Genomic DNA, 24,008 nt, shown 5'->3' on the forward strand with positions numbered 1-24,008 from the left:
GAAGTATTAACGATCTCTACGTTTTCTTCCAAATCCACTAGTGCTTCTCTCTGCCCTATCTGGTCTGTCTGATCTTCTTTTACTACTAGCTCCAGATCTTCTTGCAGAACCTTCGGTATTTCTTCTTCTACCAAAACCTCCATCTTTTTTACCAAAAGGTTTTTTACCACCTCTTCTACCACCTCCAGAACGTTCTTTCTTGGTAATTTCTACATTTACAGTTCGTCCATCAAAATCTGGTTGATTTGCTGCAAATGCTTCTAAAGTTTTGTCTTCGAAGTTTTTATCTATTTCAAAAAAGGAAAAAGTATCTAAAATATCTATGGCGCCAATTTCTATTTTATCTCCAATGTTTTGATCATTTATTAAACCAATTAACTTACCTGGATTTAGACTATCTTTCCTTCCTATATTAATGAAAAAGCGAGTCATATTCTCGTTTTCTGTTCTAGCTCTTGAGTTATCTCTAGATGATAAATCGTTTAAATCTTTGGCATTTTCGTAATAAGATAACATGGTATTAAACTCTAAAGAAACAAATTTTTGTATTAATGTTTCTCTATCTAATCCCTCTAATTTTTCATAAATATTTGGCAAAAACTCATTAATCTGAGTTTCGTTTACCTCTATATTTTGTACTTTATCAATTAAATGCATCAGTTGATTCTGGCAAATGTCTTTACCAGAAGGAACCTGAGCAGCTACAAATTTCTTTTTAATAATTTTTTCTATCGGTCTTAACTTCCCTTTTTCCTTTCCATTAACCAATACAATAGAAATCCCTTTGTTACCAGCTCTTCCTGTTCTACCGCTTCGGTGGGTATAATTTTCTATTTGGTCTGGTAGCTTGTGGTTAATAACATGTGTTAATTCATTTACATCTAAACCTCTAGCAGCTACATCTGTTGCTACCAAAATTTGAATTGTTTTTTTTCTGAATTTCCCCATTACAGAGTCTCGCTGCCCTTGAGATAAATCTCCATGTAAAGAATCGGCACTGTAACCATCTTTTATTAAATTGTCTGCTACTTCTTGTGTTTCCCTTCGAGTTCTACAAAAAATAATTGCATAGATATCTGGATTTAAATCTGCAATTCTTTTTAATGCAGGATATCTTGTTCTTTCTGTTACTGCATAATATTCATGACTTACATTGTCAGACCCCTGATTTTTTTGACCTGATGTTACCTCTACAGGATTTGTCATGTAGTTTCTGGCAATAGCCTCTACCTCTCTTGGAAAAGTTGCAGAGAATAATAACGTTTGCTTAGTATCTGGTGTAGCTTCTAAAACTTTATCTAGCTCTTCTTTAAATCCCATATTAAGCATTTCGTCTGCCTCATCTAAAACAAGCCATTTAACATTGCCTAATTTTAAAGCTCTACGGTTTATTAAATCTACTGTTCTACCAGGAGTTCCAACAACTATTTGTGAGCCTCTTTTTAAAGATCTAATTTGCTCTTCCATACTAGAACCTCCGTATACAGTAGTAACCTTTACACTTGGTAAATACTTACAAAAATCTTTTATATTGTTTCCTATTTGTACTGCAAGTTCTCTTGTTGGAGATAAAATAATTGCTTGTACATTGCTATTACTTTCGTCTAAAAGCTCTAATATTGGTAAACTAAAAGCAGCTGTTTTTCCGGTACCTGTTTGTGCAAATGCTTTTAAATCTTCTTTAGAGGAAATAATTTGAGGAATTGCTTTTTCTTGAATAACAGTTGGCTTTTCGTAACCTAAATCTGTTAATGCTTTGTTTATAGGCTCTTTTAAGCCTAATTCTAAAAATGTTGACATACTGTGATTTTTTGTAGATTCACAGAACGCCCACCTGCAAATCAAATTATAAATATCGACTTGATTTTCTATTGAATAATTTCAATATTAAAATCGCGCAAAGGTACGGGAAATTAAACGAAAAGCAATTTTTATGGTAATTTTCTTATTTATTTTGCAATTCTTCTAACTGAAAGTAGATTTTTTTTGATGATATTGAGGCAAAACCGTTCGTAACAATTCCTTTTTTATTTATAAGAATAGTTCGTGGCATTTTACAACTTAAAAAATTATTGGCAGCATTATCTTTTGTAATGTAAAATTGATTTTTAATGTCTATATTTTCAATTCTATTAGAGGTCGAATTACCACCATCTATTTCTATAACAGCAAAGTTCAAAGAAGGATATCTTTTTTGTAAATAAGAAATTCTTGAGCCTACAGCTATCTTTGAGGCATATTCTTTATTCCAAAAGAACAATACAGAATTTTTATTTTTAGTAAAATCTTCTATTTTAAAAGGCTGATTCGTAAAGTCATGAATAGCAAAACCAGCAATTCTATCTCCTCTACTTATTTTTTCACTGTCTCTTAACAAGTTTTTTATAAGCTCTTTATCTTTTGTGTTTGTAGAAAACTCAAAAAAGGTTTCAAAAGCATCTCTGTTTATATTACAGCTAGACTTGTTATAAAAATGATCTAATAACGTACTCTTTAAAAAAGCATTTTTAGACGAATTTACACGAATTTTAGAGTTTATAGTTTGCAATAAATCTACCGTAAAATTAGTTTCTGCTAAGCTATCATTTTTATATACGTTCTTATTGTAAGCACTATTATATAAATAATTTCTTATGTAAGTAGCATAGGGTGTATAATACATTAAAGTATCATTGTTTACATCTATTTTATCTCTAAAACTATAAAATGATTCATGTAATGTTGGTAATGTTTCTAAATTCGAATAATCTTTATACGTTTTGTAATACCTTTCTACCCTAGAATATACAGGATATGTTAATGCAACATTTAATATTTTAAAGTAATTTGATGTTTCTAAGGGATGTAAAGCAACATACTCTTCATAAGTTTTTAACTTTTGCTTTAGAATAGAGTCAATTTTTTGCTTGTAAAGTTCAGGCGATAATTTGCTTAAAACGTAATAAAAATTTTTGTCTTTTTCATCCTCTAAAAAAATATCAATTAAAATATTATTCCTTTCTGCACCTCTTCCGGAAAAAACAATTGACTCATCGAAATTCCAGGTATTTAAACGAACCATTAAACTATCATTAGGTTCGATGTAAACGTATTGGTTTTCGTTGCCATGCTGAAAATAATACAAACCCTCATTGATGTCTTTATAAACACCCATAAACTTGTTTCTGTCATCTAAAAAAAGTGTATCAACCAATTTATCCATGGTGTACAAGACAACAAACTTCGTTTTAGGATTAATTATTTTACCACCAAAATATGCCAAATTATTAGCATCGTTGTTTTTACAACTTGCTAAAAAAAAGGCAAACAGTAATGCAGTAGTATAAATAATTCTAGTTTTCATTTTCTTGGAATGGTAATGCACAAATGTATATATATCATTGAGGTTGCATTGTTAATTCACTGTTAAAATAGCCTTAAAGAAATTGCCAATTTTTTAAATAAAAGGTCCTTAAAAAAGGGAGACTTTTAAACAGTGTTAAGAAAAATGGAATTTGTACTTTTGCACAAAATTTAAAAAATACAATTTATGTTATCAGTTTCTAATTTATCTGTACAGTTTGGCAAACGAGTTCTTTTTGATGAGGTAAACACTAAGTTTCTTCAAGGAAATTGCTATGGTGTTATTGGTGCAAATGGAGCAGGAAAATCTACTTTCTTAAAAATAATTTCTGGTGTTCAAGAACCAACCTCGGGGCAAGTTCATTTAGAAAAAGGGAAACGAATGTCTGTATTAACTCAAGACCATTATGCTTTTGATGAATATCCCGTTTTAGAAACCGTAGTAATGGGTAACAAAAATCTTTTTGATGTAAAAAAACAAATAGACGCCTTATATGCCGATTACACAGATGAAAATGCTGAAAAAATTGGCGAACTTCAAATTACCTTCGAAGAAATGGATGGTTGGAATGCAGATGCAAACGCTGCAGCGATGTTATCTAATTTAGGTATAAAAGAAGATTTACATTATACTTTAATGAAAGATTTAGATGGTAAACAAAAAGTTCGTGTACTTATAGCACAAGCTTTATTTGGAAATCCTGATGTTTTAATAATGGATGAGCCAACCAATGATCTTGATTTTGAAACCATTGCTTGGTTAGAAAATTTCTTAGCAAATTTCGAAAATACCGTAATTGTAGTTTCTCACGACAGGCACTTTTTAGACGCTGTATGTACTCATATTTCAGACATAGACTTTGGTAAAATAAACCACTATTCTGGTAATTATACCTTTTGGTATGAGTCTAGCCAGTTAGCTGCAAAACAAAGAGCACAACAAAACAAAAAAGCAGAAGACAAAAAGAAAGAATTAGAAGACTTTATTAGAAGATTCTCTGCAAATGTTGCAAAATCTAAACAAGCTACTTCTCGTAAAAAAATGATAGAAAAACTTAATGTTGAAGATATAAAACCTTCTAGCAGACGTTATCCAGCTATTATTTTTGATAGAGATAGAGAAGCTGGCGACCAAATATTAAATGTAGAAGGATTGTCTAAAAGTTTCGAGGGTGAGTATTTATTTAACAATATAGATATCAATTTAAACAAAGGTGATAAGGTAGCAATTATTTCTAAAAACTCAAGAGCAATTACTGCTTTTTACGAGGCTATTACTGGCAATTCAGAAGCAGATTCTGGCAAAGTATCTTGGGGTGTAACCACCACACAATCATACCTACCACTCGATAATTCTAGCTTTTTTCAGGATGGTAGTTTAAACCTTGTAGATTGGTTAAGACAATATGCGCAAACAGAAGAAGAAAGAGAAGAAGTGTATTTAAGAGGTTTTTTAGGTAAAATGATTTTTTCTGGTGAAGAGGCGCTAAAGAAAAGCAATGTTTTGTCTGGGGGAGAAAAAGTAAGATGTATGCTTTCTAGAATGATGATGAAAAGAGGAAACGTTTTAATCTTAGACGAGCCAACAAACCACTTAGATTTAGAGTCTATTCAATCTTTAAACAATTCATTAATTAATTTTAAAGGAACTGTTCTATTTTCTACACACGACCATGAGTTTGCACAAACTGTGGCCAATAGAATTATAGAGGTAACTCCTAAAGGTGTAATAGATAGATATACTACTTTCGATGAGTATTTATCAGACCCAAAAATTAAAGAATTAAGAGACAAAATGTATGCTTAATTAATAATTTAAAAAACAACCTTTAACTAAAAAGAGAACATAATTGTGTTCTCTTTTTTTTTTTGAATTATGTTGCAATAGGCAAATTATTACTACTTCCCCAAGCTGTCCAAGAGCCATCATAAATAGCATAATTTTTAATACCTGCAACCGCTGCAGCAAGTGCTAATATTGAGGCAGTTATTCCTGAACCGCAAGTAAAAATAATAACCTCCTTATTTTTATAATTCTCAAAAATTTTTACTAACTCATTTTTAGGTTTTAACCTTCCACTATTTAACACTGTTGTATAGGGTATATTTACCGAATTAGGAATATGACCTCTTTTTAAATCTGCTCTTGGCTCTGGAACTTTTGCATAAAAACGTTCAGATGATCTTGCGTCTGCTATTAAAAAACTACTTTTAGAAATAGCATTTAAAACTTGTTGAGTACTTTTTAGTTTAGAGGCCTTGTAATTAACTTTAAAATCTCCCATGAAATATACAGCCTTTTGAGGTTTTTGAACAGGAAAATTTTTGGTCTTCCACGCTGGTAAACCTCCATCTAAAACTGCCACATTATCAAAACCCATAAGCTGAAACATCCACCAAACTCTTGGTGCAGAATAAATACCTAAATCGTCATAACAAACTACATAACTGTCTTTACAAATTCCCAATTGTTGAGCACGAATTTCAAACTTTTCAGGAGACAAAACTGTGTTAGGTAATGTTGAATCTTCGTCGGAAAACACTCCTTTAATATCAAAAAAACGAGCATTTTTAATTTGATATTTTCGAGTATGATTCGCATTTACTTCTGTTACTTTTTTTATAGTACAATCTAGCACAACAATGTTTTTTTGCATTAGATTGTTTTTCAAAAAATCTACAGAAATAAGAGACGATTTCATAAAAAAAACAACTGTTTAAAAAGTTCTATTTAACTTTTTCGTAATTATCATCCCAGTTTTTAGCCTTTGGATTATCTCTAAGTTTTCCTAAAGATTTTGCAACTAACATAGATACTGTAGCATCTCCGGTTACATTTACAGTTGTTCTTAACATATCTAGAGGCCTATCGACAGCAAAAATTAACGCCAAACCAATAGGGAGTAATTCCGAAGGGAAATCTATCGATTCTAAAACAATTACCAACATTACCATCCCTGCACTTGGTACAGCTGCAGAACCAATAGAGGCTAACAGGGCAGTTAATACAATAACAATTTGGTTCGAAAACGTTAAGCCTTCTGGCCAAATTACTTGCATTATAAAAACTGCTGCAATTGCTTGGTATAAACTTGTACCATCCATATTTATAGTAGCTCCCACAGGCAATACAAATCCAGAAACTTCTTTATCTACGCCCAAATGCTCTTCTACTCTCTCCATTGTAACTGGTAAAGTGGCTGCGCTTGAACTTGTAGAAAATGCCAAAAGTTGAGCAGGACTAATTTGTTTTAAAAACCATAAAGGAGATTTTTTAGTGTATAAACTAACTAACAATAAATAAAAACCAATCATTAAAAATAATCCTCCAATAACACAAATTGCATAAACTAATAGTTTTAACAATATTTCGGTATCATCAAAAGCAATAATAACGTTTGCTAATAAAGAAAATACTGCATAGGGTGCAAATAGCATAATTAAGTCTACCATTTTCATTACCATTTCATTTAATGAATCGAAAAAATCCATTAGAGGTTTTGCCTTTTTTTCAGGTATTAATAATAGAGAAATTCCGACAAACATGGCAAAAAAGATAATCTGTAACATACTTGCATCAGCAAAAGACTGAAAAATATTACTCGGAAAAATATCAATTACAGCTTGTAAAGGGCCTGCATCGTTTTGTGCAGAAGCTTTTGCTAATTTATCTGTAACTCCGGAAGAGGTTTCATATTTTAATTTTATTTTTTCGATGGTATCGCTAGACATCCCTGCACCTGGTTTTATAATATTTACGATTCCCAACCCTATAATAATTGCAACCAATGTAGTACCTACATAAATAGAAATGGTTCTAAGTCCCATTTTTTTAATTTTAGAGATATCTTTTAAATCAGAAATACCCTTAATTAAAGATGCCAATATTAAAGGAACAGCAATTAATTTTAAAAGATTTATAAAAATTGTTCCGAATGGCTTAATCCAGTCTGTAACAAACCCTTTTCCTCCATCAACAGTATTCATTATAAAGCCAAAAATGACACCGAATGCCATTCCTATTAAAATTTTCCAGTGTAATGCTAGTTTCTTCATTGTATGTAGTATCGTTATTTTGAGCTTGAAAGATAAAAAAATTATTAAAACACCACGTGACTTTATAGAGATAATGTGTCATATTTATAGAAATTAGGTTTATTAATTATTAAAAACATAAAAATGAGTGGTATTTTAGATTTATTAAATAGCGATTTAGGAAAACAAATAATTTCTGGTGTGGCAGGTTCTACAGGAAACGATACTGGCAAAACAGGGAGTGCTTTAACAATGGCATTGCCAGTTTTAATGAAAGCGATGGAACGAAATGCTGCGTCTCCTGAGGGTGCAGAAGGATTGATGAATGCACTATCGAACAAACATGATGGTAGTATTTTAGATAATCTTGGTGGTTTATTTGGTGGTGGCGTAGATGAATCTGTAAAACAGGATGGAGCAGGTATTTTAAAGCATGTTTTAGGAGCTAAACAGCAAGGTGTAGAACAAGTTATTGGACAAAAATCTGGTTTAGATGCGAATTCTGTTGCAAATATTTTAAAGGTTGCTGCACCTATTTTAATGGGCATGTTAGGAAAACAGAAAAAAGAACAAAATATTACAGATACAAACGGAATTGGAAATCTTTTAGGTGGAATGTTGGGCGGTAGTTCTACTGCAAACGAACAGAGCTTTTTAGAAAAAGTATTGGATGCCGATGGTGACGGAAGTGTTATTGATGATGTTGCAGGAATGTTTTTGAGTGGAAACCCTAAAAAATCTGGTGGAATCGGCGGACTCTTAGGTGGATTATTCGGTAAATAATTTTATAAATTATACATAATTAAAGCTCAAATTTTATAAGGTTTGAGCTTTTTTTTGTTCAATATTAGCTTGTTTTTGAGCAAGACTTATATATTGCCTCATAGCTTGGCAGAATATTTTCTAAAGAGAATTTTTTAGTATGCGCTTTTGCTTTTTCTTTAAACATCGCTAAAGTTGAGTTATCCTTTAAAATAGAAATCGTATTTTTTGCCATATCTTCAATGTCTCCTAAATTGCTTAAAAAGCCTGTTTCACCATGAATATTTACCTCAGGTAAACCACCGGTATTTGTAGATATTACTGGTGTACTTGCAGCCATAGCCTCTAAAGCTGCCAAACCAAAGCTTTCGGTTTGAGAAGGTAACAAAAACACATCTGAATAACACAAAATTTTTGCTACTTCAGAGCTGTTTCCTAAAAACAATACATCTGCTGCAACTTTTAATTGATGTGCTAAATTTTCTGCCTTAATTCTCTCAGGTCCTTCTCCAATCATTAAAAGTTTAGACGGAATTTCCTTCCTTACTTCTGCAAAAATACGCACTACATCTTCTACTCTTTTTACTGGTCTAAAATTACTTATGTGTGTAAGAATTCTTTCTTTAGGCCTTGCAATAGCTATTCGATTACATTTTTGCTGATGTGCTTTGTCGTACTTTTCTGTGTCTATAAAGTTATAAATTACCTGAATATCATTATTAATTTTAAATAGTTTATTTGTAGTACTTTTTAAGTTGTTAGAAACAGCAGTAACTACATCAGAATTATTAATACTAAATTCTACTGCTGTTTTATAGGTAGGATGGCTCCCAACCAAAGTAATGTCTGTACCATGTAAAGTAGTTACTACTTTTATATTTAAACCTTTTTCTTGTAACATTTGCTTTGCCATGTATGCTGCATAAGCATGCGGTATAGCATAATGTACATGTAAAACCTCTAGCTGATACTTCTCTACCACATCTACCATTTTACTAGATAATGCGAGTTCATATGGTTGATATTGAAACAAAGGATATTCTTCTATTACGACTTGATGAAAGTGTAAATGATGCGATAAAAAGTCTAAACGAACTGGCTGATTGTATGTAATAAAATGAACTTCATGACCATTATCTGCCAAGGCAATTCCTAATTCTGTGGCAACAACGCCACTACCACCAAATGTTGGATAACACACAATACCAATTTTCATATTCTAAAAAAATTTAGGTAATAATTTTACTTTTTATCATTCAAATTCTAAGGTAAAGATAGAATTAATCTTATAGTTAGTTCGGGTTTAAAATAAAAAAGCTTTTCAATTTTCTGAAAAGCTTTTTACATAACTGTATTATAAGATAATATCTTGCACAATTTTTACTTAATAATCCCCTAAAGTTTCTGGGTTTTGAAGCAAGGCACTTTCTAACTGCTCATCATTTGGTGCTTTACCGTGCCATGCATGTGTATGCATCATAAAATCTACTCCATTACCCATTTCTGTATGTAATAAAATACAGACAGGTTTTCCTTTTCCTGTTAGTGACTTAGCCTCTTTTAAAGAAGACAAAATGGTATCGATATCGTTCCCTTTTTCTACATCTAAAACTAACCAATCAAAAGCTTCAAACTTCGCTTTTAAACTTCCCATTGGTAAAACATCGTCTGTCGCTCCATCGATTTGTTTTTCGTTTAAATCGATTGTACAAATAATATTGTCTACTTTTTTTGCTGATGCATACATAATTGCTTCCCAATTTTGTCCTTCTTGCAATTCTCCATCTCCATGCAAAGTGTAAATAATTTTATCATCTCCGTTTAACTTTTTAGCTTCTGCAGCACCTATAGCAACAGACATACCTTGCCCTAAAGAGCCAGAGGCAATTCTTACTCCTGGTAAACCTTCGTGAGTTGTTGGATGCCCTTGTAAACGAGAATCTATCAAACGAAATGTTGCTAATTCAGATACAGGGAAAAAACCTGAATGTGCCAAAACACTATAAAAAACAGGTGAAATATGTCCGTTAGACAAGAAAAATAAATCTTCATTTTTACCGTCCATTGTAAAATCTGTAGAATAGTCCATTACTTCTTGATATAAGCAGGTTAAAAACTCTGCACAACCAAGCGAACCTCCTGGATGACCAGAGTTTACTTTGTGTACCATTCTTAAAATATCTCTACGAACTTGTTGCGTAAAATCTTGTAATTGTTGTGTTGTTGGCATTTTGTTGTATTTATTTGGTTACAAAAATACAAAAGTGAATCAATTAGAATTAAAAATAAGATAAATTTATAGTAGAATTATTAACAGTCTTATTATCAAAAAAAACTAGTTGCTCATTTTATGTTTTTTGCTTTTTCTTTTTAGCAGCTGGAAACAAGACATTGTTTAATATTAAACGATATCCAGGAGAGGTTGGGTGCAAATCTAAGGCTGTTTTTGGATCACCCACTCTATGTGTATAGTCTTCTGGATCGTGACCTCCATAGAAAGTAAACATACCTTTTCCTTTAGTGCCATGTATATAACGTGCTTCTCTATTTACTTTATTTTCTCCTAATACTAATACATTCGACTTTATTGTATTTCTATCAAATGACGTAGTTTGTCCCATAAAACCTTTTACCAAAACAGTATGATTTTGAGTGAGCATGGTGGGCACAGGATCCCATTTTGCAGAAAACTCACCCAGCGAAAAGTAATCTGAAGTCTTAGGAATTTTTCTTTTTGAAGTCATATCAATTGAAGAAAACTCGTACGTTAAAGGGTTTCTGATTACGTTGTAATTTTTAAAAGCAAACGTTTTTTTGTAATCTATAAGAGATTGATAGTTTGGAGTTGTTCCATCTCCATCGAACATTGTTTCGGCAATATCTATGCCCTCTGCAGACAATGCGATATCAAAACTATCGGTAGCAGAACACATTGCAAACATAAAACCGCCACCTATTACATACTCTTTTATTTTTTTTGCAACAGCAAGTTTTTGTAAAGAAACTTTTTCAAACCCTAGCTCAGAGGCTAATTTTTCTGCATTTCTTTTATTTTCTATGTACCAAGGTTCTGCTCTAAAAGCGCCATAAAAACGACCATACTGTCCGGTAAAATCTTCATGATGTAAATGCAACCATTCATAGGTTACTAATTTATCATCTAAAACCTCTCTATCATAAATTACATCAAACGGAATTTCGGCATACGTTAAAACTAGCGTAACAGCATCGTCCCAAGGCATTTTATCTTTAGGAGAGTACACCGCTATTTTAGGGGCTTTTTCTAAATTAACTGCATCTTTATTAGAAGATGGAGAAGCTATTTCTTCTAAAATAATTTGTGCTTTCGCATCAGAAATTATCTCAAAAGAAACACCTCTTACTTTACATTCGTTACTAACAATTTTGTTGTTTTCTATTAGAAAAGCTCCACCATCATGATTCAATAACCATTTCGATTTTAAGCCTGCCTCCAAAGAAAAGTAAACAACTCCGTATGCTTTTAAATGATTTTTCTGATTTTCATTACTCATAGGAATGTAAATGAAAGACGCAAAAGTATTTTTAAAAGCGAAAATAAAAAGTAAGTATAAAATATGTTTTCCCATTGTGCCGACAACTGTACACATTTTTACATAAAAATTGTGTAGGTGTGTTTTTTTTGTGTGAGTAGCTATTTGTTAAAAAGGAACAGTATCATCATCAAGTCCAAAAGCGTCTTTAGGTTCTATGCCTCCTTCATTAGAATAAGAATCTTGCTGAGAATCTGTATTCATTGAAGATTGAAACTCAGAACTAAATCCTTCTTCCAAATCGGAGAACTTTGCTAAATGTCCTGTAAATTTTAATCGAATATTGTCTAGACCACCATTTCTATGTTTGGCAACAATAAATTCTCCCTGACCCTCACAAGGAGTGTGCTCATCATCATCCCATTCTGTCATTCCGTAATATTCTGGTCTAAAAATAAAGCTTACAATATCTGCATCTTGTTCTATTGCACCAGATTCACGCAAATCGGATAGTAAAGGCCTTTTAGAACCACCACGTGTTTCTACGGCACGAGACAATTGAGACAATGCTATAACGGGAACTGATAGTTCTTTAGCTAATGCTTTTAAATTTCTAGAAATCATAGATATTTCTTGTTCACGATTGCCACCTGCTTTTCCTCCGGCGGTCATTAATTGAAGGTAATCAATTACAATTATTTTAACATTGTGCTGCGACACCAATCTTCTAGCTTTTGCACGCAAATCGAAAATTGATAAAGAAGGCGTATCATCAATAAAAATAGGTGCATCAGACAATCTTTTTACTTTTACATTTAACTGCTCCCACTCATGCGGCTCTAAGTTTCCTTTTCTTAGTTTTTCTGATGTTAATCCAGTTTCAGAAGAAATCATACGTGTAATAAGCTGAACTGAGGACATCTCTAGAGAAAAAACGGCAACACCATGACCAAAATCAATCGCCATATTTTTTGCCATAGAAATTACAAAAGCTGTTTTTCCCATACCAGGTCTGGCAGCAATAATAACCAAATCTGAAGGTTGCCAACCAGAAGTTAATGCATCTAGTTTTGTAAACCCTGTTGCCAAACCAGACATTCCTTCTTTATTACCTATTTCTTGAATTTTTCGAAGAGCTTGTTTTACCAGAGAACCTGCATCTTCGGAGCTCTTTTTTAAGTTTCCTTGAGTAACCTCGAAAAGTTTTCCTTCGGCATCATCTAATAAATCAAAAACGTCTGTTCCGTCATCATAGGCATTTTCGATAATTTCACTAGAAATTGAAATTAATTTTCGTTGAATGTATTTTTGAAGAATTATTCTTGCATGAAATTCAATGTGCGCCGATGAGGCAACTTTTTGTGTTAAACGGATTAAGAAAAAATCTCCTCCCACAAAATCTAACTTGCCATTCTTTTTTAAAAGATTAGAAACTGTTAATAAATCGATTGGCTCTGAATTTTGAAATAATTCGAAAATTGCGGCATATACTTCTTGGTGTTTCTGATCGTAAAAAGCATCGGCACTTAAAATGTCTATAACATCGTCAATTCCTTTTTTATCAATCATCATTGCACCTAAAACAGCTTCTTCTAATTCTACTGCCTGTGGTGGGATTTTACCCTTTTCGAGACTAATAATTTTAGACTTATCTATTTTTTTACCTGCAATTGTATTCGTTTTTTCCATGACAACAAATGTACTTTTTTACTTGGTTTAGACTCCATAAAATTACACATTTATTTGTTGACAACAATTGTAAACTAAATTGTTATTATCTTGTTAATAACCAACCAACTTCTAAAATGAAATGTTATTTTTACACTCATGAAATGGAATACGAAACACATATTATTAACTATTTTTCTTCCTGTTCAAATACTATTAGTGCAATGGGCAGCACAAAATTCAACCATCGTTGAGCATTATTACTCGAGAAGAATATATGTATTAATATCTGCAATTCTAAGACGTATATTTGGTTGGATTCCTTTTTCTTTCGGTGATGTATTATTAGCGCTTTTATTATTTTTTGGAGTTCGTTTTTTTTACCGACTCATAAAACATAGATTTCATAATTTTTTTCCTAAAATTATACATTTCTCAGCTATTCTCTCAATACTATATTTTTGCTTTTATTTTTTTTGGGGATTAAATTACTATCGAGAACCTTTGGCTAAAAATTTAAACTATCAACCACAAAAATACACCACATTACAACTTACAAAAGTTACAGAAAAAATTATTAGCCAATTAAATTTTTATCACCTAAAAATAGCTAGTAATGATACTCTAAAGCCAAAAAACCCATACAACCAAAATGAAATGTACGAAATGGCTGTTGCCGGTTATAAAAATTTGTCTATTAATTTTCCTTTATTAGAGTATAAAACACCTTCTATAAAGAGCTCTTTAATGAGTTTTTTACAAACTTATAACGGAACATCTGGCTACATGAATCCGCTAACAGGAGAAGCCCAAGTAAATGCCAAAATTCCTAAAACTGGCTATCCTACAACAATTTGCCATGAAATGGCACATCAAATTGGTTTTGCTGCAGAAAATGAAGCAAATTTCATAGGTTTTTTGGCTGCAAATTATAATGAAAACACCTATTTTAAATATGCTAGCTATCGCATGGCATTTAGTTATTGTATCTCTGAAATTAGAAAAAGAGACACAGAAAAATCTGCGCAACTATGGCAAAAAGTAAATAAAGGAATAATTAAAGATTTTAACGATAGCTATCTGTTTTGGCAAGCTTATAAAAATCCATTTGAGCCGTTAATTAAAAAAGGGTACAACGCATACTTAAAAGCTAATAAACAAGAAAAGGGAATTGAATCTTATAACTATATTGTAGATTTATTGATTTCTTATTTTGAGAGAGAAAATCAACATAAAACTGCTATTTAGCAACTTTTTTTTATCTCATAAAAATATGTTAAAATTATTTGATTTAACATTTTCCAAATCGCTTCTAATTAAATTTAACAACTAATAACCAATCAAATTCAAATAAAATGAGAAAACTACTCTTTTTCTCCTTATTTCTATTGGCATTATCTTTGCAATCGCAAGATTATTTTCCAACAGATGCAGGAGTTAAAACTACAGAAAACACTATGGTTGCTTTAAAAAATGCAACTATTTATGTAACCCCCGAAAAAATTTTAAAAAAAGGAACATTACTTCTTAAAGATGGAAAAGTTTTAGCTTTAGGGAAATCTGTAAACATCCCCGAAGGAACAAAAACAATTGATGTTTCTGGCAAAACTATATACCCATCTTTTATAGATTTATATGCAAACTTCGGAATTAAAAAACCTAAGCGAGCTTCAGGTAACGCAAGAGGTACACAATATGCTGCCTCTAGAGAAGGTTATTATTGGAACGATCATATAAGACCAGATATTAACCCTATTAAAGACTTTTCTTTTGATGCTAAAAAAGCAAAAGAATTATTAGAAGCTGGTTTTGGTGTTGTAAATACCCATATGCAAGACGGAATTATTAGAGGAAACGGACTTCTTATAGCATTAAATCCTAATTCTTCTGATGCATACAGAATATTAGACACAAAATCTGCTCAGCATTTATCTTTTTCTAAAAGCGTTACCTCTAGGCAGGCCTACCCTGGCTCTATAATGGGAGCTATTGCATTATTGCGTCAAACCTATAACGATGCTAATTGGTATGCAAGCGGAAATGCTAAAAACAAAGATTTGGCCTTAGAAGCATTAAACCAAAACAGCAACCTGCCACAAATTTTTGAAACAGGAAATCTTTTAGATGCTTTGAGAGCAGATAAAATTGGTGATGAATTCGGAATACAGTATACTATAGTTGGCTCTGGTGATGAATTTGAGAGAGTTGCCGATATAAAAGCTACAAACGCAAACTTTGTTATTCCTGTTAACTTTAGCAATGCTTATGATGTATCGAACCCACTTTTGGCACAACAAATTTCTTTAAGAGATATGCGAAAATGGAATCAAGAACCTTCAAATTTAAAAGTTTTATCAGACAATGGTATTCCGTTTTCACTAACAACTCGTTCTTTAAAAACCGTAAAATCATTTCATAAAAACTTACAGAAAGCCATTAAATATGGTTTTGATAAAGAAAAAGCGTTAGCAGCATTAACAACTATTCCTGCAAAAATTATAGGAAACTCAAATATTGGTAACCTAAACACAGGCAGTTATGCTAACTTTATTATTACTTCTGGAGATGTTTTTGATGCAAAAACAACAATCTACGAAAACTGGGTTTTAGGAGATAAAATAGTAATTAATGATATGACTATTAGAGACATAACAGGCAATTATATGCTAAATGTTAATAATAAAAATTACGAAGTTGCTATAACAGGTAAAGGTGCCAAACAATCTGCAGCAGTTAAACTTGGTGATAAAAAAATATCTTCTAAATTCTCTTTTAAAGACAATTGGATTAGTCTAACTTTAAATGAAGATAGTGGATATACAAGAATGATGGGGCAAATTGTAAATGAAGCAAACGTTATGCAAGGTGTTGCTTATGATACCGAAGGCAATGAAACTTCTTGGTCTGCTAGTAAAAAAGTACGAAAAGAAATTGCTAAAAAGAAGACCAAGAAAAAAGGAGATGAAGCAATTGTTGTGCTCCCTGTAACCTACCCTAACCTTGGTTTTGGGAACAAAGAATTGCCGAAAGAAACTACCATGCTAATTAAAAATGTAACCGTTTGGACTGGTGAGGATGAAGGTATCTTAAAAAATACCGACGTACTTTTAAAAAACGGTAAAATTGCAGAAATTGGCAAAAACTTAAATGCGAGAAGAGCTCAAATTATCGATGGATCCGGCAAGCATCTTACTGCAGGTATTATAGATGAACATTCTCATATTGCTACTTCTGCAGTAAACGAATGGGCTCAAAACTCTTCTGCAGAGGTAAGTATAGAAGATGTAGTAGACCCTAATGACATAAACATTTACAGAAACCTTTCTGGAGGTACAACTACCTCGCAAATTTTACACGGATCTGCAAACCCAATTGGTGGTCGTTCGGCAATTATAAAACTGAAATGGGGAGAAAATGCAGAAAATATGATTTATGATAATTCTCCTAAATTTATAAAATTTGCCTTGGGTGAAAATGTAAAACAATCGAGAAGTCCGAACGGAACTCGTTTTCCACAAACAAGAATGGGGGTTGAACAAATGTTTATAGATTACTTTACAAGAGCCCAAGAATACGAAAAACTTAAAAAAAGTGGTAAACCTTATAGAAAGGATGATGAAATGGAAACTCTAGTTGAAATTTTAAACGGTGAGCGTTTTATCTCTTGTCACTCTTACGTGCAATCTGAAATTAATATGCTCATGAAAGTTGCCGAAAAATTTAACTTTACAGTAAATACATTTACACACATTTTAGAAGGTTATAAAGTGGCAGATAAAATGGCACAGCATGGAGTTGGCGGATCTACTTTTTCTGATTGGTGGGCATATAAATATGAAGTAAACGATGCAATACCATACAATGCCGCAATTATGCACAATGCAGGTGTAACTGTAGCCATTAATTCTGATGACAGAGAAATGTCTAGAAGACTAAATCAAGAAGCAGCAAAAACCATTAAATATGGTGGAATGAGTGAATTGGAAGCCTGGAAAACGGTAACTATTAACCCTGCAAAACTATTACATATAGATGATAGAGTTGGTAGTATTAAAGTAGGTAAAGATGCCGACGTAGTTCTTTGGACAAATCACCCGATGTCTATTTATGCAAAAGTTGACAAAACTATTATAGAGGGTAAGGTGTTTTTTGATAGAGCGCAAGACAAGCAAAAAAGAGAGGCAATTAAAAAAGAAAAAAGCGTTCTTATAAATATGATGCTAAATGAAAAAATGAATGGAGGAAAAACGAAAGCACCAATGAAAAGAGCTGACAGGAATTTTGAATGTGATACTTTAGAAGAATTTTAAAAACTAAAAATGATGAAAAAAATAATATATAGTTTGTTGCTTTTCTTCTGTATAGGAAGCATAAACGCACAACAAACGCCCGCAGACAAACAAACAAAAGCTTATTCAATAGAAGGTGCAACAGCACATCTTGGAAACGGAAAAGTTATAGAAAATTCTTTATTAATTTTTAGTGAAGGAAAATTGACTTTTGTAGGAAGCGCACTGCAAAAAATTGCAAGACAAGGTACTGTAATAAATGCAAGTGGTAAACATGTATATCCTGGTTTTATTGCTGCTAACGCTACACTAGGTTTAGTAGAAATTGATGCTGTAAAAGCAAGTGACGATCAAAGAGAAATAGGTACTATGAATCCGCATATTAGAAGTTTAATAGCTTACAATGCAGAAAGTAAAGTAGTAGAATCTATGCGACCAAACGGTGTATTAATGGCACAAGTTACCCCAAGAGGTGGCTTGCTTTCTGGTACGTCATCAGTTGTTCAGTTAGACGCTTGGAACTGGGAAGATGCTGCTATAAAAGTAGACGATGGTATTCATATGAATTGGCCTACTAGCTTTACATCTGGTCGGTGGTGGTTAGGAGAAGATCCTGCATTAAAACCAGACCCAAAGTACGGAGAGAAATTAAACAATTTAAAATCCTATTTTGAAGATGCTAAATTATATTTAGCAGGTAATAAAGAGAAAAAACACTTGCCTTTTCAAGCTACCGAAGGGTTATTTAACGGTACAAAAAAACTGTATGTTCATGTTGATGGTCAAAAAGAAATTACTGATGCTATTCAACTTCTTAAAAAGGTAGGTATTGATAATTTAGTAATTGTAGATGCTGATGGAGCAGACAAGGTTGCCGATTTATTGGTAAAAAACAACATACCAGTTATTTTACCAAGACCACACAGAAATCCTGATAATGAAGACGATGCCTATGACACTACCTATACAATTGCAAAAACCTTAACAGATAAAGGCGTTGTAGTTAGTTTAGGAATGGACGGACAAATGGAGCGAATGAATACTAGAAACCTTCCATTTTATGCAGGTACATTTGCTGCTTTTGGTTTAGATAAAGAAGTTGCCTTGCAATTAATTACACTAAATACAGCTAAAGTATTAGGTATAGATTCATTTACAGGTTCGCTAGAAGTTGGTAAAGATGCTACGTTGTTTATTTCTTCTGGTGATGCTTTAGAAATGATAGGTAATCAAATTTCTGACGCTTTTATACAAGGTAGAAAAATTAGTTTAGAAACTCACCAAACTACACTTTGGAAACGTTATTCTAATAAATACAAAACAAAGTAACTCTAAAGTAACAGTTACCATACACAAAAAGGCTCGCAAAAATGCGAGCCTTTTTTAATTACTAAAAGTTAACTAAATCTTCAAAAACAGTTAACTACAATCAACTCTCTAATCATAACAATTTTAATATAGAAAAACAACTCATACAAAATTGTTTTACAAATATTGTCTATTTTCTTATTGAAAACAATACCTATAAATAGGTATATTTGTGCCAATGAAAGAAATTACTAGCATTCATAACAGCACGATTAAAGCCCTTGTAAAATTGCAAGAAAAATCGCGTGAACGAAAAAAGACAGGGAGCTTTTTAATTGAAGGTATTAAAGAAATTAAATTAGCAATTGCTGCCAATTATCAATTTGACACAATTTTATTTTATGAAGATTTAATTTCCGAAAAAAATGTAGTTTCTCTTTTTAAAACGGATGTAACTTGTATAAAAATATCAAAAGAGGTTTATGAAAAATTAGCCTACAGAGATACTACAGAGGGAATTATTGCTGTTGCAAAAGCAAAAGACTTTTCGTTAGAAAACATTAAATTTTCAACTAAAACACCTCTAATATTGGTAGCTGAAAGTTTAGAAAAACCCGGAAACATTGGTGCACTATTAAGAACAGCAGATGCTGCAAATATAGATGCAGTATTTATAGCTAACCCAAAAAGCGATTTGTACAACTCTAATATTATAAGGGCAAGTTTAGGATGTGTTTTTACCAATCAAATTGCCACGGGTACAACTGAAGAAATTATTAATTTCTTAGTTGAAAAAAAGGTGCAAATTTTTGCGACAACTTTACAAAACTCAAATGCATACTTTAAAGAAAACTATCAAAAAGCTAGCGCTATTGTTGTAGGCACAGAAGCAACTGGCTTAAGTACTATTTTTAGAGAGGCTGCAACACAAAATATAAATATACCTATGCAAGGTCAAATAGATTCTATGAATGTTTCTGTTGCCGCTGCAATTGTATTATTTGAAGCTAAAAGACAACGTAATTTTAAACAATAAAGATGACTCCTACCCTACTTTTCTATATAATTATAGGTATTTTAGTTATTAATTATAGTATTCAAGAAATTTTAAATGGCTTAAATAGTAAACATTTTAACAACAAAATACCCGATGAACTAGAAGATGTTTATGACAAAGAAAACTACAAAAAATCTCAGGCCTACAAAAAAATAAATCATAAATTTTCTTTACTAACAAATACCTTTTCTTTGCTAATTACAATATCGTTCTATTTTGTAGATGGTTTTAGAATTGTTGATGATTTTGTAAGAAATTACAGCTCACATTCCATAGTAATTGCGTTGTTGTTTTTTGGATGTATCATTTTTGCAAACAGTCTTTTAAACCTCCCTTTTTCTTATTACAAAATATTTGTAATTGAAGAAAAGTTTGGCTTTAATAAAGCTACTAAAAAAACTTTTTTTTTAGACCTCATAAAAAGCGGCATTTTAACAATAGTACTAGGTGGCGCTATCCTAGCACTTATTGTATTTTTTTACCAACAATTTACAGAAACTTTTTGGATATATGCGTGGCTAGCAATAGGAGTTTTCTCGGTACTGATAAATCTGTTTTATGCACAAATATTTGTTCCTTTATTTAACAAACAAACTTCTTTAGAAAAAGGACCTCTGAAAGATGAAATTGAAAAGTATGCAGAAACAGTAAATTTTAGGATAAACAATATATTTGTTATTGACGGATCTAAAAGATCTACAAAAGCTAATGCATATTTCTCTGGTTTTGGAAATCAAAAAAGAATTACTCTTTACGATACTTTAATTAACGATTTAGAAACAAATGAAATAGTAGCTGTTTTAGCGCATGAGGTTGGTCATTACAGAAAGAAACACATATTATACAACTTGTTAATTTCTATACTAATAACTGGTATTACACTCTATTTATTATCACTATGTATCCAATCTAGCTTGTTATCTAATGCTCTTGGCATTTCTGTTCCTAGCTTTCATATTGGTCTTATTGCATTCGGCATATTATATTTACCTATCTCAGAATTTACAAATTTATGCATGAATTATATGTCGCGAAAATTTGAATATCAAGCAGATAATTTTGCAAAAGAAACATATTCAGCTGCTCCGTTAATTTCGGCGTTAAAAAAATTATCTAAAAATAGTTTGAGCAACTTAACACCTCATTCCTGGTATGTAAGTATGTATTACTCTCATCCAACTTTGTTGAACAGAATAAAAAATCTTAAAAAATAGGATTTATTTTTTTGCCTGTTCCATTTGTAATTGTTAAATTCACTGTAATAAAACCCAACCTTTTCTCTTAAAATATGTCATACTCAGCAACCCTAGAAGAAGAAAATAAAGAGATTGCAAACAGGTACAAAGACCTGCTGAAAGGAACGTACGAAATTCTTTCTAAAGAAGACAAAGAGCTAATTAGGAAAGCATTTGATATTGCTGTAGATGCTCACTCTAAGCAACGAAGAAAAACAGGAGAACCTTATATTTTTCATCCTATTGCTGTTGCTAAAATTGTTGCTATGGAAATTGGCTTGGGAGCTACCTCTATTGCAGCTGCACTACTACACGATGTTGTAGAAGATACAGCATATACTTTAGATGACATGGAGCAGTTGTTTGGAGAGACAATTGCAAGAATTGTAAACGGACTTACTAAAATATCTCGGTTAAATAAAGAACAAGACGCCTCTATACAAGCCGAGAATTTTAGAAAAATGCTTCTTACGTTAAACGATGATGTACGAGTAATTCTTATAAAAATTGCAGACAGATTGCACAACATGCAAACAATGGACGCAATGCCCTCTCACAAACAAGTAAAAATTGCTTCTGAAACCTTATATATTTACGCTCCTTTAGCACATAGATTAGGATTGTACAATATAAAAACAGAGCTAGAAGATTTAGGGTTAAAATATACTGAACCAGAAGTTTATAACGACATTGTTACTAAAATTAAAGAAAGTAAAGAAGAACAACAAAAATATTTAACAACCTTTACAGAGACCCTAAAAAAAGGACTTGACAAAGAAAATTTTAAGTATGAAATAAAAGGTCGTTTTAAATCTATATACTCTATCAGAAGGAAAATGAGAACTCAAAATGTTACTTTTGAGGAAGTATATGATAAATATGCAATTCGAATTATATATTTTCCAAACTCAAATGATGATAAGTTTGATGCTTGGAAAATTTACACTATTGTTACAGACTATTTTACACCCAATCCAACGCGTTTAAGAGATTGGATTTCTCAACCAAAATCTACCGGATATGAAGCGTTACACATTACAGTTGTAGGTCCAGACTCTCAATGGGTAGAAGTACAAATTCGTTCTAATAGAATGAACGAAATTGCAGAAAAAGGATATGCCGCTCATTTTAAATACAAACAAGGCAATACCAATGAAAGCGGCTTAGAAAGTTGGTTAAATAAATTAAAAGAATCTTTAGAAAACCAAAGTTTAAATGCGGTAGACTTTGTAGAAGAATTTAAACTAAATTTATATTCTAAAGAAATTTATGTATTTACTCCAAAAGGCGATTTAAAATCATTACCAAAAGATGCATCTGCCCTAGATTTTGCCTTTTCTATTCATACCGATGTTGGGCTAAAATGTAGAGGAGCAAAAGTAAATGGAAAATTGGTGCCGCTAAGTCACACACTAAAAAGTGGCGATCAAATAGAAGTAATTACTACCGCAAACAACAAACCAAATGCTAGATGGTTAGACTTTGTTATAACGGCAAGAGCAAAAACAAAAATTAGGGCCGCTTTAAAAGAAGAAGAAAAACAAATTGCAGAAGAAGGAAAAGCAATTTTAACCCGAAAATTAAGACACTTAAAAATACCTTTTAGCGAAAAAACAATCAATGAACTTGTTATTTACTTTAAACTAAAAACTAGTTTCGACTTATTTTATAGAATTGGAAATGGTGCAATCGATAATTCACAACTAAAAGCATTTGTAACCCAAAGAAATAGTAGTATTATAAATTTCTTTAAAACAAAGCTTAGAAGAAATCCTTCTACGAACAAAGATGCTTTTGATAATGAAGAAATTACCAACAAATACGATGCACTTGTTTTTGGTAAAGAAGAAGAAGAATTAGATTACAAACTCTCTAAATGTTGCAATCCCATACCTGGAGATCAAGTATTTGGTTTTCTAACTATTAACGAAGGCATTAATGTTCACAAAAAAAATTGTCCGAATGCTATTTCTCTTCAATCTAATTATGCTTACAGAGTAATGTTAGCAAAATGGATAGACTCTACTAAACAAGAGTTTAAAGCCATTTTACATATAAGTGGTGTAGATAATCGAGGAATTATAAATGATGTATCTAGAATTATTTCTAGCAATATGGGCGTTTTTATTAACAGTATAAATATTGCAGGTGATGAAGGTGTTTTTAATGGTAAAATTAGCTTAAGTGTTAAGAATAGTCCACAATTAAATAAGCTGATAAAAAATATTGAAAAGGTAGAAGGAGTAAAAAAAGTAGAACGTGTTAATACTTTGTAAATATCATTTTTAAAAAAAAGTAATTAATTAAGAAATAACTGTAAATTTGTTCTTTCGTTAAAAATTAAAAAAATGAGTAATTCTCTTGAAAATCAAGAAGTAGTAAAAACTGTTTTCACAAAGTATTTAGAAGAAAATAAACACAGGAAAACTCCTGAACGCTATGCTATTCTTCAAGAAATATATGCTGCAGATGAACATTTTGATATAGAATCTCTTTATATTAAAATGAAAAATAAAAACTACAGAGTTAGTAGAGCAACACTCTACAATACCATAGATATTCTTCTGGATTGCAATTTGGTAAGAAAACATCAATTTGATGGACAATCGATGGCAAGATATGAGAAAAGTTACTTCGACAAAAACCACGACCACGTTATTTTTACAGATTCTGGAGAAGTAAAAGAATTTTGTGATCCTAGAATTCAAACAATCAAAAAAACTATTGAAGAAATTTTTGATATAGATATTCACAACCACTCACTGTATTTTTACGGAACAAAAAAGAAAAAGGATTAAAA

17 protein-coding genes are annotated in these 24,008 nt (G+C 31.7%); 9 read left to right on the forward strand and 8 right to left on the reverse strand.

Translation table 11 applies throughout. The features are described 5' to 3' along the window. Nucleotides 1–6 precede the first annotated feature (6 nt). Together WHD54_RS01480 and WHD54_RS01485 are read right to left on the reverse strand one after the other, a co-directional pair. On the reverse strand, nt 7–1,800 hold the full coding sequence (locus WHD54_RS01480) for a DEAD/DEAH box helicase (RefSeq protein WP_088322896.1): 1,794 nt from the start codon (nt 1,798–1,800) through the stop codon (nt 7–9). A gap of 145 nt (nt 1,801–1,945) precedes the next feature. Further along, complete coding sequence (locus WHD54_RS01485; protein ID WP_088322897.1) at nt 1,946–3,343, reverse strand: hypothetical protein; 1,398 nt, start codon at nt 3,341–3,343, stop codon at nt 1,946–1,948. A gap of 186 nt (nt 3,344–3,529) precedes the next feature. On the opposite strand from WHD54_RS01485, the gene WHD54_RS01490 reads away from it, so the two are divergent. Beyond that, the gene (locus tag WHD54_RS01490; protein WP_088322898.1) at nt 3,530–5,149 is read left to right on the forward strand and encodes an ABC-F family ATP-binding cassette domain-containing protein; all 1,620 of its coding nucleotides are present in this window, start codon (nt 3,530–3,532) and stop codon (nt 5,147–5,149) included. Between the two features lie 67 nt (nt 5,150–5,216). Here the strand turns inward: WHD54_RS01490 and WHD54_RS01495 are convergent, their stop codons facing one another. Beyond that, nucleotides 5,217–6,044: a sulfurtransferase gene (locus WHD54_RS01495; RefSeq protein ID WP_088322899.1), complete on the reverse strand. Its 828-nt coding sequence runs from the start codon at nt 6,042–6,044 to the stop codon at nt 5,217–5,219. A gap of 25 nt (nt 6,045–6,069) precedes the next feature. Beyond that, a complete protein-coding gene (locus WHD54_RS01500; protein ID WP_088322900.1) occupies nt 6,070–7,398 on the reverse strand; it encodes a dicarboxylate/amino acid:cation symporter in 1,329 nt (442 codons plus the stop codon). A 123-nt stretch (nt 7,399–7,521) separates the two neighbouring features. Between WHD54_RS01500 and WHD54_RS01505 the strand changes: the two genes are divergently transcribed. Beyond that, nucleotides 7,522–8,160, forward strand: coding sequence for a DUF937 domain-containing protein (locus tag WHD54_RS01505; protein WP_088322901.1), 639 nt, complete (start codon nt 7,522–7,524; stop codon nt 8,158–8,160). A 64-nt stretch (nt 8,161–8,224) separates the two neighbouring features. Here the strand turns inward: WHD54_RS01505 and bshA are convergent, their stop codons facing one another. The 4 genes from bshA to dnaB all read right to left on the reverse strand — a co-directional run bounded on the left by bshA (nt 8,225) and on the right by dnaB (nt 13,340). Then, nucleotides 8,225–9,355 carry an N-acetyl-alpha-D-glucosaminyl L-malate synthase BshA gene (gene bshA / locus WHD54_RS01510; RefSeq protein WP_088322902.1) on the reverse strand — a complete coding sequence of 377 codons (1,131 nt, stop codon included), beginning with the start codon at nt 9,353–9,355 and terminating at the stop codon, nt 8,225–8,227. Nucleotides 9,356–9,523: 168 nt separating this feature from the next. Continuing rightward, nucleotides 9,524–10,369 (reverse strand): transketolase, encoded by an 846-nt coding sequence (locus WHD54_RS01515; RefSeq protein ID WP_088322903.1) that lies wholly within the window; start codon nt 10,367–10,369, stop codon nt 9,524–9,526. Between the two features lie 118 nt (nt 10,370–10,487). Further along, entirely contained in the window at nt 10,488–11,672 is a 1,185-nt protein-coding gene (locus WHD54_RS01520; RefSeq protein ID WP_088323349.1) for an asparagine synthetase B, read from the reverse strand. Nucleotides 11,673–11,819: 147 nt separating this feature from the next. Continuing rightward, entirely contained in the window at nt 11,820–13,340 is a 1,521-nt protein-coding gene (gene dnaB / locus WHD54_RS01525) for a replicative DNA helicase (protein WP_088322904.1), read from the reverse strand. A gap of 138 nt (nt 13,341–13,478) precedes the next feature. On the opposite strand from dnaB, the gene WHD54_RS01530 reads away from it, so the two are divergent. The 7 genes from WHD54_RS01530 (at nt 13,479) to WHD54_RS01560 (ending at nt 24,006) form a co-directional block, all read left to right on the forward strand. After that, entirely contained in the window at nt 13,479–14,567 is a 1,089-nt protein-coding gene (locus WHD54_RS01530; RefSeq protein ID WP_088322905.1) for a DUF3810 domain-containing protein, read from the forward strand. Between the two features lie 107 nt (nt 14,568–14,674). Next, nucleotides 14,675–17,629 (forward strand): amidohydrolase family protein, encoded by a 2,955-nt coding sequence (locus WHD54_RS01535; protein WP_198943131.1) that lies wholly within the window; start codon nt 14,675–14,677, stop codon nt 17,627–17,629. A 12-nt stretch (nt 17,630–17,641) separates the two neighbouring features. Then, a complete protein-coding gene (locus WHD54_RS01540; RefSeq protein WP_088323350.1) occupies nt 17,642–18,937 on the forward strand; it encodes an amidohydrolase family protein in 1,296 nt (431 codons plus the stop codon). Nucleotides 18,938–19,154: 217 nt separating this feature from the next. Then, entirely contained in the window at nt 19,155–19,952 is a 798-nt protein-coding gene (locus tag WHD54_RS01545; protein WP_088322907.1) for a TrmH family RNA methyltransferase, read from the forward strand. Nucleotides 19,953–19,954: 2 nt separating this feature from the next. After that, nucleotides 19,955–21,187 carry a M48 family metallopeptidase gene (locus WHD54_RS01550; RefSeq protein ID WP_088322908.1) on the forward strand — a complete coding sequence of 411 codons (1,233 nt, stop codon included), beginning with the start codon at nt 19,955–19,957 and terminating at the stop codon, nt 21,185–21,187. Nucleotides 21,188–21,261: 74 nt separating this feature from the next. Then, the gene (locus WHD54_RS01555; RefSeq protein ID WP_088322909.1) at nt 21,262–23,484 is read left to right on the forward strand and encodes a RelA/SpoT family protein; all 2,223 of its coding nucleotides are present in this window, start codon (nt 21,262–21,264) and stop codon (nt 23,482–23,484) included. 72 nt (nt 23,485–23,556) lie between these two features. Continuing rightward, the gene (locus tag WHD54_RS01560; protein ID WP_088322910.1) at nt 23,557–24,006 is read left to right on the forward strand and encodes a Fur family transcriptional regulator; all 450 of its coding nucleotides are present in this window, start codon (nt 23,557–23,559) and stop codon (nt 24,004–24,006) included. Nucleotides 24,007–24,008: the final 2 nt, after the last annotated feature.

The sequence above is a fragment of the Polaribacter tangerinus genome, from assembly GCF_038024095.1.
Classification (GTDB): Bacteria; Bacteroidota; Bacteroidia; order Flavobacteriales; family Flavobacteriaceae; genus Polaribacter; species Polaribacter tangerinus.